Genomic DNA, 13,309 nt, shown 5'->3' on the forward strand with positions numbered 1-13,309 from the left:
GTGCCATAGGCTTTAGTGAGGGCTTGTGATTGGGTTAAAATGCTATGTGTCATTAAGAGGATGAGAAGTTATATTCATGGTGGGTGAATTTAATGCGGTGGATTTTTTAAAAACGGTGAGTTCAGCTCCTGGCGTTTATCGTATGTATGGTGAAAATCAGACTGTCATTTATGTTGGCAAAGCGAAAGACTTAAAAAAACGTTTGTCTTCTTATTTTCGTAAAAATATTCCCAATGTTAAAACCCAGGCCCTAGTGAGGCATATTAAGCATATAGATGTGACAGTGACACACAGTGAAACTGACGCATTGATTCTAGAAAATGATTATATTAAGCAATACATGCCAAAATACAATGTATTACTTAGAGATGATAAATCCTATCCTTATATTCTTTTGAGTCAGCATAAGCACCCTAGATTGGCTTATCATAGAGGGACTAAACGTGAGAAAGGCCAATATTTTGGTCCTTATCCCAATGGGGGAGCGGTGAGAGAAAGCTTGCATTTAATGCAAACCCTTTTCCCTATCAGGCAATGCGATGATCTGTATTATAAATCTCGTTCACGTCCTTGTTTACAATATCAAATTAATCGCTGTAGTGCACCTTGTGTGGACAAAATTAGTGAAAGTGATTATCAGGAACAAGTGATGTTAGCCAGTTTGTTTTTGAAAGGGAAAGACAAACAAGTGATGTCGGCTTTAGTGGATAAAATGAATTTAGCTGCTGCCAAGCTGGAATATGAAATGGCGGCCCGTTTGCGGGATCAAATTACGGCATTAAGGCGAGTGACTGAGCAACAAGAAGTGTCTAATGCATCAGGTGATATGGATGTGATTGGTGCACACTATGCCTCTGGTGTGGCGTGCTTTCATTTACTTTTTATTCGTGAGGGTAAAATCTTTGGCAGTCGAAGTTATTATCCAAGTGTGCCAGCAAAAACAGAATTGTCAGAAGTCTTGCATGGCTTTATATTACAATTTTATCTCAATACTGACAGTCAACGCAGTGTGCCCAAAGAAATTATATTAAGCAATGATTTTCAAGAAACGGGATTATTTGAACAGGCTATTGATGCAGTATTGGATAAGAAAGTGCAGATTAAAACTCAAGTAAGGGGCGAGCGGGCTCGATTTGTTAAGTTAGCCCATACAAATGCCACCCATGCCGTTAATACTCGTTTGTCCCACAAAAGTACAGTTGAGCAACGTTTTACTCTATTGGAAGAAGCATTGGAGACGACACAAGCAATCCAACGAATGGAATGTTTTGACATCAGTCACACAATGGGGGAGAGTACGGTTGCCTCTTGTGTCGTATTTAATCGTGAAGGGCCATTAAAAGCGGACTATCGACGATATAATATTACCGATATTACCCCTGGTGATGATTATGCTGCGATGAAACAAGCGATTAGTCGACGATTTGATAAGATAAAACCGGGTGGTAAAGTCCCGACTATTTTGTTTATTGATGGGGGGATTGGCCAACTTCGTATTGCCCAGCAAGTCGTGGATGAAAAGTGTATACATCTTGATAATCCACCTATGCTGATAGGTGTGGCGAAAGGAGAAGGGCGTAAACCGGGTCTTGAAACATTAATTTATGGCACAACTGAAACGGCCTTTAATTTAGCTCACGATTCAGGTGCATTACACCTTATTCAACATATTCGTGATGAATCTCATCGCTTTGCGATCACAGGGCATCGTAATAAGCGCCAAAAAACTCGTAATACCTCTACATTGGAGTCTATTGTTGGTGTGGGGCCTCAACGGCGAAAGGCTTTATTGCAATATTTAGGAGGACTTCAAGGGGTAAAAGGGGCAAGTGTGTTAGAATTAGCAAAAGTACCTGGGATCAGTAATGATATGGCTCAGCTTATTCATGATTCACTAAAAGAGTAATATGAAAGAGGTTGCTTTTTTCTTGTTATAGTGACAAAAGTATCTTTTTGTTGGATAAAGTTTATAGGGTTTCACTGAACAGTGAAACATGGTTAGAAATGAGGCAAAGCGTTAATTATCCCCGAGTATGCATTGCGGGTGTCTTGAAATTAAGGCAAGATTGGCGCTGCTTTTTAGATAATAGGTTTTATCAATGCCCTTTAATGTACCCATTGCGTTAACCCTGTTCAGGTTATTACTTTTACCTGTTTTTGTTGTGCTTTTTTACATACCTGAGACGTGGGCATCTTTTGCCGCGGCTTTTGTCTTTTGGTTAGCAGCCTTAACGGATGCACTGGATGGTTATGCAGCCAGAAAATTAAAACAATCAACCCGTTTTGGTGCTTTTTTAGATCCTGTTGCAGATAAAATAATGGTGATTACTGCACTGGTATTACTGGTAGGGCAATATAATAGTATTTGGTTAACGATACCCGCATTATTTATGATTGGGCGTGAAATTGTCATCTCGGCATTGAGAGAGTGGATGGCTGAGATTGGTAAAAGGGGAAAAGTGGCGGTTTCTTGGATTGGAAAATACAAAACGGCGGCACAAATGATAGCCATTATCGGATTAATCTGGCAACCAAATAATTTTATTATCTATACAGCATACTCTTTATTTTACATTGCCAGCATACTGACTTTTTGGTCGATGATAAGTTATATTCGTGCAGCATGGAGTGATTTGACTGCTGAGTAATGTTTTGTATGTGTATTTTTGATAAAAAAGGCTGACATTTGTGAGCCTTTTTTATGCAAGTAGGAGGGAATACCATCGTGTCGTTGGTTTTGTGCGCAGTCAGTTGCTAATCATGAAATTGACGATTGACTCTCTGTCATAAATCGGTAGAATGCCATCCCGTACTCAAGACGAAGTGAGCAAAACTATTTTATTCACATCATTTAAGAGTATTAACCACAAGGTTAAAAGGCGACATTAGCTCAGTTGGTAGAGCGATACCTTGCCAAGGTATAGGTCATCGGTTCGAACCCGATATGTCGCTCCAAATTCTTGATAAAAGAATTGGAATAAAAATTTGGCGCGATGGCAGAATGGCTATGCTGCGGATTGCAAATCCGTCGATCTCGGTTCGACTCCGGGTCGCGCCTCCAAATTTAGAAAAAGTTGAGTAATTTTGTTAAATTACAGTATTAACTATCGATAATACGTTTCATCTTATTCAAACAGTTTTGCCCGAGTGGTGGAATCGGTAGACACAAGGGATTTAAAATCCCTCGCTTAATAGGCGTGCCAGTTCAAGTCTGGCCTCGGGTACCATTTTTACATTAGCCCTGATTAATATCAGGGCTTTTTTGTGTCTGTTTTGCAGGTTGATAAGCAAGTAAGCGTAGAAAAATTATCGGATCAACGTTGCCCACTTTCTAGTGACTCTTTCTGTACTCTGGTTAATCGTATTCCAAGTATGACAAATGCTATTAACAATGCCTTCGTAGCTTTTAAATACCTTTCCATAGATGACCCATTGCTTTTCGATTGAATTATTATACCAACCTAAGTAAGTCAATGATCAGTTCAGAGCCTCTCAGGCTTTTCGATTCAAGGCGCATTGATGCAGTAAGGGTCATTTCTTTTCAAATTAATGCAACATAGAAGTGAAATGCCAGAGGGACTCACTCTGTGCAGGTTTAAAAATACGTTATGCTGCGTTGTCTGTTTTCGATATAGAATAACGATTAGCGTCAAACTGCCGCGACCGCCATGGCCGTTCATCCACATCCCTATGAACACGCCATTTGTTCATCCGTAAACATCAGATGGTGGGAATGTCAGTTAAAGCAGGAGCAATTAACGACCTTGCCTACCGCATTTTACATTCCCGCTTAATGATCACTTACTTAGATTGGTATTATTACAAATTAATATGTGAATTTTAGCCAACGAATATTGATAGAATGAAATTAAGTTTTATGGCGTCGTTTTGACATCGATGATGACTGGTTGTTCTGAGTGTATTTGGTGATGTTTGGGATCATAGAATTCGATGGCCATAAAATACAACATAAAGGCTAACCAGCCCAAAGCGATAGCTTGACTAGTGATCCGATAGCCTTTTCGAAGAATGAACCAAGTAAAAATATAAGGTATAAAGATAATTCCCAATAATAGTGGCCATGATATCTTCCTTGTGTTTTCTGAGTTGATTACTGGTGATTGAGTTTGTTGCTCATTTGGATGCCCGCAAAGTGGGCAAGCTGAAATGTCTTTTGAGATGAGTTGTTGACATTGACTGCACTGAATAAGTGCCATGAAATGTACCTTATATCTTATAGGGATATTCTGTATTTTAGTTAATATTTTGTGAGTTGTAATTAAAATAGGTTTTGAATGTAGTTGTAAGATAATATTTAGGGGTATATTGGGGGATCTAGATCGGCTAATAAAATCTGTATTTTTTAGTTGGCCATTAAATGGTGAGGTTCTATTCAATGTGAAGTTAATTCCTATGGGTTAAAGTTAAATATAGGACAGGCTTATTTTTAAGCTCCATAGCCTAGCTCTTGTTCAAAGTCGAAGTGATGCTAATGGTGTGATTCGAGCTTTGGTTGGAAATTGATGAAAACACATAATGGCATTGAATATGAATAATTAATGATTCACTTTTTATTTGTCATCAATGGTGATTTACAAAACCTAGATAAGTCGTTAAGCTACTTGTAAGGATATTTTAGAGTCGTTTAACCATCCTTTTAGGTGAATCTGAAAAAATGGCTTAATCCTTTTAAAATAGTGAGGTTAAGCTATTTTATTTTCTTGGTTAAGTTCTGAATATATTTTACTTTTTCCTGTGAGGACTACTAATTTTTTATCGTGATAATTTAATAAATGATCATTAAACATATCAATCATTATCGCTAATCCTCCTAATGCAGAAGGCTCAAGGTTAAGTTGGTTGTTTCTAGCCAGTAATATTGCCTCTTCCAGTGAGGTTTCTGTGAACTCACTAATAGATGAGTATTTTCCTATTTTTTCATCGCTATTTTAGTTGTAATAAAATTTTTATCGATTATGGAAAAGGGGTTAAATGGTGCGTATAGTTTATCAGCCTTTGAATATTTATAATGTGTTTTACCTCCTATTATATTGACATTAAAAGGTTCATCAAAAATGTCACTCGATAAAAAGCTTCCATAAAGGTGTCAGGTTCCATAAGGCACAAAAATATAACCAGATTGATAATGAGAAAGGTTGGAAACGAAATCCTTGTAATAATTATTATAGGGATTAATCGCCATATTGGATGTGATTTCGATTCCTTTTTCATTGTTTGTGAGTGCTAAAATATCAGTTGATGATAATACGTTAGACTCAAGATCACAGGTATATATTTCACAGCCTATTTTTTTCAGTATGTCGATTTCTTTTCTTGAAGAGTCAATTAATACTTTTAGCGAGGGGAGTTTATTTTTAGTTAAGGCAATTTGTATCGCATAAGCTGCAGAACCACTTGATATTAAAGATAATCTTAAAGTATCATTACTTAGTAACATATCTTGATATACAGTAATAATCGTTTGAGCCATGCGATCTTTATGGGTACCTGATGGATTTTTTGATTCATCCAATAAAACAATTTTTCCATAAATTGGATGGGTGATATTTATCGCAGAAGTGGGGAACTTAAGTATGGTTTTATTTCTTTTCAACATGGTATGATATCCTTTTCAATTGTGTTGAATTGCAATGGTTTATTTTATTATTGTCAATAAATAATATTAAAACAGTATAGATAAGCGAAAATATCGCCTATGATAAACAATAATATCTTCTTGATTTAATAAAAAGTAACATACATATGAAAGTGTGTAAGTTAATATGTGTAACAAAATATAAATAATGTTGAATGGTATTATTTTAAGTTAGTTTATATTACTCTCATACCGTATTTTTACTGAGTAAAATGGATGAAGAACACTATTTATTCTTATCTAGAGTATTATTATTTTTGAGTATAGAGGCTAAGAATATGCTCATCGATGTTTTCTTAGACAACATATTGACTGAGTTAATGGTTGGCTTTAAGAAATAGACAGTTCAGTAAACCCTGTGTTGGCATCATATTCCCGTGAGAAAGTGAGTTGTGGGTAACTATGAATAATGAGCTCACCCGTTGTATCTATGATGGAACCATCCAGTAAATGACCTCCTAGCACTTCGCCTTTTTGGTTGGCAACCGAGATATGAATATGAGCATGTTTAGGCGTTAATGTACCCATGATTGAGACGATTTCGAGCGGCTCTTGCAGTGTTAATGTGTTTAGTGCACCTGCGAGCCGTATTTTGAGCATGGATAAACTGCCTACACATGAGGCAATGTTTCCAGCTTTTATTTGGTTGAGTATGATCTGCTGATGAATGGCTTCCTTTAAATCTGTGCCTTGTATAAGACGGACTGCTATGGGTGTTATCATATTTATCACGTTCTATTGTCGTTAAAGCTAATAAAGTGTGTTAAATGGCCTATGAAGCGAGTTGATAAAAGCGCTTCATAGACCATTGTTTTTATTTATTTAAGCTTGCTTTTGCTGCTTCAACTTTTGAGAAATCAAGACCTAGTTCTTCGACGGCCTCTTTAATTAAGTTAGGTTGTTGCATTAATAACATCATTAAGGATTGTAATTTATCTTGTGGGATCCCTAATTCCTGTACTGTGGTCATTGCCATGAGTGGATTTTCAGTTAATGCTTGAAATACTGAGCGGGTTTGATCGTCACTGACATTATGTTCTTTTAAGAGTGCAAGGATAGGATTCATTCACTGACCTTTTGAGTTGATAATTTGAGTAATATTGACTGTAAGTGAATATATTCTATCAAAGTAACGCTCAATACAGAAAGGCTTGTTGGCGATCTTTTTCTGGTTTAGTTAGGTTATTTTTAGTATTTAGCATTGCATAAATGTATCAACAACTTGATTAAACTTAATTGGGTTTTCGATAAAAGGAAAGTGTTTTCCCCCTTCTTTTACTTCAAACACCACTAATTTTGCTTGTTCGATTTGTTGACTGAGCCAAACTTGGGAAGAAAGTGAGATAGGGCTCCCTCGTCCAGCAATCACTAAAGTAGGAAGAGAAATGTGTTTGATCGTGTTTCGCCAGTCTTGATGATAATTATCATAAAAGAGTTGTGCTGCACCAATATCTGGTATGTTCGAGCTGCAGTCGAGTATGCGTTGTTTATCATCGTGAGTAATATTTTTTGATAACATGCAATTGAGCAGTATTTTTTGATATTGTTTTCCGCCAGAGTGGGTTATTTGATGAGATAGCTGCATTACTGTGGTGGTATTTGCAGTTGGACCAAATGCTAATATGTCATCTTTTGACCAAGTTGGGTTTAATATTGGGGTCACGGCTCTATCTAATAAAATGAGTTTGTTTATATGCTTTTTACCAAAAAGTTCCCAGTAACATAGAATAATGGATGCACCAACTGCGTGGCCAAGTAAGGTCGCATCTTGTAAGTTTAGATGTTCAAGGCATTCATATAAGTCTTTGGCGAGTCGATAAACTTTATAGCCATAATCGACTTTTTGTGATTGACCATGTCCTCTCATATCAAGTGCAATGACTCGGTATTTTTTGCTTAATTGTTGAATTTGATATGTGTATATTTCGGTATTGAGACTCCAGCTGGGAAGGAGAACAATGGGCTGCCCGCATCCTTGCTCAATATAATGTAATTTTACATTATCATTAGTGATAAAATAATGGCTATGACGCTTAAAGTTGGTCATATTCATATCCTACAGAATGTTGGCCTTAGATACTCAGGGTGAGTGGTTCGGTTTAAGGGCGTTAGAATGGTCTTTTTGGTGCTTAGCTGTTTAATTATAGCTTGCGATGGTTAGTATTTCTTCTTAAGTTTTTCATTATCAATTGCTCCACTTATTTGTCATACAAATAAGTGGAGCAATTGATTGTCACCTATCAGTGTTTATCATATATTTTAATGTGATAGGTGTGTTGGCATCTCATTTGGCGGATAAAAAATTGTCATTGATATGCATGATGGCGTTATTAATAAACTGCGATTAAGTCGAAGTAGACATGTGGTATCAAAATAGGTAAGTGATAGTATTAGGAACGATGGTTTTCTTGGTTGTCATTAGCATTATTTTTTGTGTTTACTTGTTGGGCTTGGACTAAATTCAAGGTTTATAAAATGGTGTTAAACGCTCAAGCTTTACTCAAAAAGGCATAGTGAGCTAAGTAAATTTAAATAGCGGAAGCTGACGGTTAGGCAAAATGAGTTCAAGCGAAAGCGGAGAGCGAATATATGCCAACAGAAGCGGGATTATCCATTTTAGATGCAGGGAAGAAAAAACAATCGATTAGAGAGTAACATTATGATTGAATTAAAATTATCGCGTATTGAAGACATTCCGCTCATTGTGACAATGGAGAATGACGTAGAAACAGCCCCCTATATTATGCCTTATGAGCATGATAAACATCAGTATGAAATGACTAATAGTGGTATTGTTTATCTTTCTATATTTGAAGGGGCATTACTTGTTGGTTTCATTATATTGTCACTAGAGCCCCATGATTCGATTGAATTTAGGCGTATTGTCATTGCTGTAAAAGGGCGGGGGATCGGCCAGCTTGCAATGCATAAAATGGAAGCGTATTGCCAATCAGTGTTGAAGGCTCAACGGATCTGGTTAGATGTATTTGAAAGTAATCTTCGAGGACTGTATCTTTATAAAAAATTAGGTTACCATCAATTTAAACAAAAAAATATCGATGGTAAGGTATTGCTCTTTTTTGAGAAAATAATATTGCCTATTGGTAAAGGGTAAGGAGGAGTTAATGTTTGTTGTGTCCTTGACGTATTTGGTTGATTTAAGTGAAGTGGAAATACATTTACCTGCACATATCACCTATTTAGATGCGCAGTATACCGCGGGGCATTTCTTGGCTTCTGGGCGAAAGGAGCCGCGTACCGGAGGCGTGATTTTAGCCCTTGCTGACAGTCGAGAAGTGTTAAATGATATATTAAATGCAGATCCTTTCAAGCAAAATGGCATCGCGCATTATGACGTCACTGAATTTATACCGACTAAGACGGCCTTTGAGCTTGATTTTCTAAATAAGGCTTAATTTTAGATAATATTAATCAAGGTCGGTGGCATGTTATTACTGTCGAGTGTATGGATAGTCAGCGATGATAATGATTAGAGATTAGTATCGGTGGAGATGACAAACGAAATTGGCATCCTTGCCAAGGGGGGCTAATAAAACGTTATATACCTTTTAATTAATCAGATGGGTTGGTGTAAAATATAGTCAATTAGCCGATACTAAATTCAAGCTCAAATCCATTGATAGCACCAGCAGACCAGTCTTTTTTATACAAACTGACATTGGTCTTTTTGTAGATAAATTGAATATCATCGCCGTGTTTGATTGCGTGAATGATGCGGGGATCAAGTTGGCAATCAAATACATATAAATAAAGGTCTTTAGCACAAGCCAGCAAATACTCTTTATCGGCAGGCATGTAAGCAATATCGTTGATATTTAATATTAATCTAAAGGTATGGCATTGTGTTTGATTACCTGCAATGTAATAAGCAATATGGTTGGGGTGTTCTGTTGTTTCTAGGTTAAGGTAAGAGGAGCCAGCATAGTAAAGATCGGGATATTGTTCATCTTGTTTATATTGATCGCAGACAAGTGATTTAGAACGGTATTGAAATAATTCTCCTGCTTGCTTTGGCGCATATTTGACTAATGCTTCCATGTTTTCTCCTTCAGGTTTATTTTTCAGTACGACTAACACTGTTTAACTATTCGTTAACATTACAACGTTAGCAAGTAATACTGATATACTCAAGCCTAAAGGTTATCTTTTAAATATTAGCTAAACCGAATTAATTATGAATAAAGATAACTTATTTAGTTAACTGAAAACTTCATATTTAAAAGAGCTTATTTATTATTTTTAGACGAGTATGAGGCAATATCTTGCTTAGCGGCTTATGTTTCTTGATTGAGGGCGGAGCCTTCAAAAAGTGATGAGTTTTGCTAATACTTGATTTTGTTACTTTAGGCGGGCAATTTATTGTTGGATTGAATACAGCTCATTTTTCAGACTAGGAGGTAATGTGCACCTAATAAGGGTCAATGAGCTATTAAGATTGAGAAAATAAATTTGTATCTAAATTAAGTACACTTTTTTCTTCAGTGATGGCTTTTACATCGCCAGAATCTTCTTGAGTGAAATACTGCTTTATCCCTGTGTTTTCGATATTCTCTTTTATTTTAAGTTTTTGTTTTTGTAAAAAAAATTTTATATCTTCATCTAAATTACATGCCATGGTTGAAATCCCTAAATTACTTTAATATTACAAATTTATTATTCTTTAGGCCGTTTATAGCATGGAATTTTATTTTGTCAAAGTTGATAGGTGTTATAAATTGTATCATAATTGAGCAATTACTCAGAGTTTTAAGGGGTAAAAAGCGTTTTTTGTATACAAAAAAGAGTGAGTTAATTATCTGCATAAAAAGCAGATAAGAAAGAAATTTTTTTTTGATGTGTTACATCAAGTTTCTCTTTTGTTAAAGTTGATTGATTGTTTTGTATTCATAAACAATATGATTTTTGATATATCCCGAGTTTAAGTTAAATAAAAACGGATATTATTTACTTAGAGTGATGTTAGGGATTAAATAAGTATAAAAAAGAATTGATTTTCTTTATATTGCTTATCCTGTGAGACATAGCTTCTTTTGCTTCTAAGTGCTGGATATGATCATGGTATTTTGCACTGTGAAGGATATTTTCTTCAAATGCTCTTGAAGCATTTTCTCTATCGGCTTTTGTTGGAAAGAGTGTTCTTATTTTTTCCAGTTCGCCGTAATCAAACCAAAACCCGCCACAACTAGGACACTCATCGACTTCAATGATTTTTTTCGGGCTATAGAAGTGTCTCTGCATGGTGACATCTATACATTTAGGACATTGAATACGCTGCGTTAAGTCTAACTTTGGTGGGACAAACTGTTTTAAATGTTCCACTAACACTTGACCGCGGCGTTCATGCTTTTCATCGAAATGCTGTAACTCTAAGTGGTCAAAAAATACGCCACCACAAGTGAGTGAAATATCGACAGTGATACCACCGACTTGGACTGGTTTAAGCGTTGAGCCTGTTCTTGGGCATCGCATATCATTTTTCCGATAATGAGTTTTCTTCTGTTTTCTTTTTTCTATTCTGTATCATGCATCCGAAAATGGGTAACAGAATAGAAATCACAATAATGCCTAATATGATTGCACTTAAATGGTGTTTGACAATCGGTATATGACCTAAAAAATAGCCTACTTCAATAAGGATCGCAATCCAAGCTAATGAGCCTATTCCATTAAAAAATTGAAATCGCCGCCAGTTCATGGCTGCAATGCCAGCAATAAATGGAACAAAAGTGCGTACGATAGGGATAAAGCGGCCAAAAATAAGTGCTATGCCGCCGTATCGTTGATAAAAATGATGGGCTTTTTGCAGGTGAAAAGGGTTGAACCAGCGGGAGCGAGGAAAGTGAAAGACTTTCGAGCCTAACCATTTACCTGTGAAGTAATTCACGGTATTACCTAATATTGCAGCAAACATTAATGAAGGTAATAGTATTGTAATATCCAATGTGCCGAGACTGGCCAAGTAACCTAGCGCTAATAATAAAGAGTCACCCGGTAAAAAGGGGAAAATAATGAAGCCAGTCTCACCAAAAATAATAAGGAAAAATAATAGATAAGACCAATTTCCCATATGTTCGACGAGAGCATTAAGGTGGGTATTTAAATGTAAAATAAAATCAATGAATATGGCTAAATATTGCATGGACAGATTATTTACTAAAAGCGTAAAAATACCTAGTGTTGACCTGTAACTATATGTTTTTATCCTTAAGAAAAACGGATAGATAGTTTAACCATATGTTGTGTAGCTATTTTTTTAATAATAATTTAGGATTAATTATTATTTATTATCATTAAGGTGATGTGTGATGTGTCCTGAATTAATGACTGAGCGTTTATTCATAAGGGCTTTTTCTGAAAATGATCTATTGATCTTTAGCCAATATCGAGCCATGCCAGAAGTCGCGAAGTATCAAAGTTGGAGTGAAGATTATTGTTTAGCGGATGCACAAGCTTTATTAGCGAGAACGGATTATGCGTCTTTTGGGCAAGAAGCGCATTGGTATCAATTAGCGATAGTGGACAAAGCGTCTCATGGATTGATGGGAGATTTGGCATTACATTTTATTGATACTCAACAAGTTGAGATAGGATTTACGATAGCGCCTCAGTTTCAAGGTAAAGGGATCGCTTATGAAGCGGTAAAGGCATTATTGTTTTATCTATTTAATACCTTGAATAAACATCGAGTAATAGCCATAACGGATCCTCAAAATAGTGCATCATGCCAATTCGTTGAGAAACTTCATTTTAGACGAGAAGCCCACTTCATTAAGAATATTTTCTTTAAAGGCGCGTGGGGAGATGAGTATGTTTATGCTTTGCTGAAAACTGAATACCAAGAGCAGACTCATGGAGGTAAAGATTAAGTTCAAACGAATATATCAAAAGGAGATCTTATGTACCAAAAAGTATTACAATTTTGGTTTGAAGAGATAAGACCTGATCAGTGGTGGACAAAAGATCCTTTGTTTGATCAACTGATTAAAGATACATTTTCCTCATTGCATGTTCAAGCGAACAGGGGAGAGCTTTATGCTTGGCGGCAAACCCCTAAAGGACGATTGGCCGAAATTATTGTGCTTGATCAGTTTTCAAGAAATATGTATCGCGATAGCCCACAAGCGTTTTCATCCGACTCACTTGCCTTGGCGTTATGCCAAGAAGCGGTTACTCAAAGGGCTGATACAGCATTAACACGTGTTGAGTGTAGTTTTTTGTATATGCCAATGATGCATAGCGAATCCTTGTTAATCCATGAAATGGCGTTGCCGTTATTTAAGCGAAGAGCCGTAGAATCGAGTGTTGACTATGAATATCAACATAAGGCTATTATTGAACAGTTTGGCCGTTATCCCCATCGCAATGCTATTTTAGGCCGAGAGTCCACAGCTGATGAAATCGCATTTCTTAAACAGCCCAATTCACACTTTTAAGTCGGTGGTCGGTGCTAATAGAGAGGGGATGATTCTATAGGCTAAGATTTTGCAGGAGAAGTACACTTAAGTTTTAGCTATTTCACAGCTGATGAACTTGCATTGCTCAAACAATGCGATTGACACTTTTAAGTCGGTGGTCGGTGCTAATAGAGAGGGGATGATTCTATAGGCTAAGATTTTGCAGGAGAAGTACACT

15 protein-coding genes and 3 tRNA genes are annotated in these 13,309 nt (G+C 36.4%); 9 read left to right on the top strand and 9 right to left on the bottom strand.

From position 1 onward, the window contains the following. Window positions 1–76: 76 nt before the first annotated feature. The 5 genes from uvrC to Q0976_RS18900 all read left to right on the top strand — a co-directional run bounded on the left by uvrC (window position 77) and on the right by Q0976_RS18900 (window position 3,227). On the top strand, window positions 77–1,906 hold the full coding sequence (gene uvrC, locus Q0976_RS18880) for an excinuclease ABC subunit UvrC (RefSeq protein ID WP_299495429.1): 1,830 nt from the start codon (window positions 77–79) through the stop codon (window positions 1,904–1,906). A gap of 193 nt (window positions 1,907–2,099) precedes the next feature. Further along, on the top strand, window positions 2,100–2,648 hold the full coding sequence (gene pgsA, locus Q0976_RS18885) for a CDP-diacylglycerol--glycerol-3-phosphate 3-phosphatidyltransferase (RefSeq protein WP_299495430.1): 549 nt from the start codon (window positions 2,100–2,102) through the stop codon (window positions 2,646–2,648). A 231-nt stretch (window positions 2,649–2,879) separates the two neighbouring features. Continuing rightward, window positions 2,880–2,955 (top strand) — tRNA-Gly (locus Q0976_RS18890). Window positions 2,956–2,987: 32 nt separating this feature from the next. Further along, a tRNA-Cys gene (locus Q0976_RS18895) sits at window positions 2,988–3,061 on the top strand. A gap of 80 nt (window positions 3,062–3,141) precedes the next feature. Then, window positions 3,142–3,227, top strand: a tRNA-Leu gene (locus Q0976_RS18900). 648 nt (window positions 3,228–3,875) lie between these two features. Here Q0976_RS18900 and Q0976_RS18905 read toward each other — a convergent pair. The 5 genes from Q0976_RS18905 to Q0976_RS18925 all read right to left on the bottom strand — a co-directional run bounded on the left by Q0976_RS18905 (window position 3,876) and on the right by Q0976_RS18925 (window position 7,703). After that, the gene (locus Q0976_RS18905; protein ID WP_299495431.1) at window positions 3,876–4,217 is read right to left on the bottom strand and encodes a hypothetical protein; all 342 of its coding nucleotides are present in this window, start codon (window positions 4,215–4,217) and stop codon (window positions 3,876–3,878) included. 890 nt (window positions 4,218–5,107) lie between these two features. Further along, window positions 5,108–5,617 (bottom strand): hypothetical protein, encoded by a 510-nt coding sequence (locus tag Q0976_RS18910; RefSeq protein ID WP_299495432.1) that lies wholly within the window; start codon window positions 5,615–5,617, stop codon window positions 5,108–5,110. 369 nt (window positions 5,618–5,986) lie between these two features. Continuing rightward, window positions 5,987–6,379 (bottom strand): DUF296 domain-containing protein, encoded by a 393-nt coding sequence (locus tag Q0976_RS18915; RefSeq protein WP_299495433.1) that lies wholly within the window; start codon window positions 6,377–6,379, stop codon window positions 5,987–5,989. Window positions 6,380–6,470: 91 nt separating this feature from the next. Further along, entirely contained in the window at window positions 6,471–6,722 is a 252-nt protein-coding gene (locus tag Q0976_RS18920) for a DUF2999 family protein (RefSeq protein WP_299495434.1), read from the bottom strand. A 129-nt stretch (window positions 6,723–6,851) separates the two neighbouring features. Further along, the gene (locus Q0976_RS18925) at window positions 6,852–7,703 is read right to left on the bottom strand and encodes an alpha/beta hydrolase (RefSeq protein WP_299495435.1); all 852 of its coding nucleotides are present in this window, start codon (window positions 7,701–7,703) and stop codon (window positions 6,852–6,854) included. Window positions 7,704–8,315: 612 nt separating this feature from the next. Between Q0976_RS18925 and Q0976_RS18930 the strand changes: the two genes are divergently transcribed. Continuing rightward, window positions 8,316–8,771, top strand: a complete 456-nt coding sequence (locus tag Q0976_RS18930; protein ID WP_299495436.1) for a GNAT family N-acetyltransferase — start codon at window positions 8,316–8,318, stop codon at window positions 8,769–8,771. A 10-nt stretch (window positions 8,772–8,781) separates the two neighbouring features. Next, window positions 8,782–9,072, top strand: a complete 291-nt coding sequence (locus Q0976_RS18935) for a YciI family protein (protein WP_299495437.1) — start codon at window positions 8,782–8,784, stop codon at window positions 9,070–9,072. A gap of 190 nt (window positions 9,073–9,262) precedes the next feature. Here the strand turns inward: Q0976_RS18935 and Q0976_RS18940 are convergent, their stop codons facing one another. From Q0976_RS18940 to Q0976_RS18955, 4 genes are all read right to left on the bottom strand, one after another. Next, window positions 9,263–9,715 carry a hypothetical protein gene (locus Q0976_RS18940; protein WP_299495438.1) on the bottom strand — a complete coding sequence of 151 codons (453 nt, stop codon included), beginning with the start codon at window positions 9,713–9,715 and terminating at the stop codon, window positions 9,263–9,265. Window positions 9,716–10,106: 391 nt separating this feature from the next. Continuing rightward, window positions 10,107–10,292, bottom strand: a complete 186-nt coding sequence (locus Q0976_RS18945) for a hypothetical protein (RefSeq protein WP_299495439.1) — start codon at window positions 10,290–10,292, stop codon at window positions 10,107–10,109. Between the two features lie 344 nt (window positions 10,293–10,636). Further along, window positions 10,637–11,146: a zf-TFIIB domain-containing protein gene (locus tag Q0976_RS18950; protein ID WP_299495440.1), complete on the bottom strand. Its 510-nt coding sequence runs from the start codon at window positions 11,144–11,146 to the stop codon at window positions 10,637–10,639. 1 nt (window position 11,147) lies between these two features. Then, entirely contained in the window at window positions 11,148–11,816 is a 669-nt protein-coding gene (locus tag Q0976_RS18955) for a VTT domain-containing protein (RefSeq protein WP_299495441.1), read from the bottom strand. A 166-nt stretch (window positions 11,817–11,982) separates the two neighbouring features. Between Q0976_RS18955 and Q0976_RS18960 the strand changes: the two genes are divergently transcribed. Together Q0976_RS18960 and Q0976_RS18965 are read left to right on the top strand one after the other, a co-directional pair. Further along, entirely contained in the window at window positions 11,983–12,543 is a 561-nt protein-coding gene (locus Q0976_RS18960; protein WP_299495442.1) for a GNAT family protein, read from the top strand. A gap of 30 nt (window positions 12,544–12,573) precedes the next feature. Further along, window positions 12,574–13,110 (top strand): DUF924 family protein, encoded by a 537-nt coding sequence (locus Q0976_RS18965; RefSeq protein WP_299495443.1) that lies wholly within the window; start codon window positions 12,574–12,576, stop codon window positions 13,108–13,110. Window positions 13,111–13,309 lie beyond the last annotated feature (199 nt).

The organism is uncultured Shewanella sp. (genome assembly GCF_947501665.1).
Classification (GTDB): Bacteria; Pseudomonadota; Gammaproteobacteria; order Enterobacterales; family Shewanellaceae; genus Shewanella.

Bases quoted from the DNA above. Each gene is read 5' to 3' on its own strand.
- Q0976_RS18925 (WP_299495435.1), bottom strand. From the start codon at position 7,703: ATGACCAACTTTAAGCGTCATAGCCATTATTTTATCACTAATGATAAT.
- Q0976_RS18960 (WP_299495442.1), top strand. From the start codon at position 11,983: ATGTGTCCTGAATTAATGACTGAGCGTTTATTCATAAGGGCTTTTTCT.
- Q0976_RS18930 (WP_299495436.1), top strand. From the start codon at position 8,316: ATGATTGAATTAAAATTATCGCGTATTGAAGACATTCCGCTCATTGTG.
- Q0976_RS18940 (WP_299495438.1), bottom strand. From the start codon at position 9,715: ATGGAAGCATTAGTCAAATATGCGCCAAAGCAAGCAGGAGAATTATTT.
- Q0976_RS18915 (WP_299495433.1), bottom strand. From the start codon at position 6,379: ATGATAACACCCATAGCAGTCCGTCTTATACAAGGCACAGATTTAAAG.
- Q0976_RS18905 (WP_299495431.1), bottom strand. From the start codon at position 4,217: ATGGCACTTATTCAGTGCAGTCAATGTCAACAACTCATCTCAAAAGAC.
- pgsA (WP_299495430.1), top strand. From the start codon at position 2,100: ATGCCCTTTAATGTACCCATTGCGTTAACCCTGTTCAGGTTATTACTT.
- Q0976_RS18910 (WP_299495432.1), bottom strand. From the start codon at position 5,617: ATGTTGAAAAGAAATAAAACCATACTTAAGTTCCCCACTTCTGCGATA.
- Q0976_RS18950 (WP_299495440.1), bottom strand. From the start codon at position 11,146: ATGCGATGCCCAAGAACAGGCTCAACGCTTAAACCAGTCCAAGTCGGT.
- Q0976_RS18965 (WP_299495443.1), top strand. From the start codon at position 12,574: ATGTACCAAAAAGTATTACAATTTTGGTTTGAAGAGATAAGACCTGAT.
- uvrC (WP_299495429.1), top strand. From the start codon at position 77: ATGGTGGGTGAATTTAATGCGGTGGATTTTTTAAAAACGGTGAGTTCA.
- Q0976_RS18935 (WP_299495437.1), top strand. From the start codon at position 8,782: ATGTTTGTTGTGTCCTTGACGTATTTGGTTGATTTAAGTGAAGTGGAA.
- Q0976_RS18955 (WP_299495441.1), bottom strand. From the start codon at position 11,816: ATGCAATATTTAGCCATATTCATTGATTTTATTTTACATTTAAATACC.
- Q0976_RS18920 (WP_299495434.1), bottom strand. From the start codon at position 6,722: ATGAATCCTATCCTTGCACTCTTAAAAGAACATAATGTCAGTGACGAT.
- Q0976_RS18945 (WP_299495439.1), bottom strand. From the start codon at position 10,292: ATGGCATGTAATTTAGATGAAGATATAAAATTTTTTTTACAAAAACAA.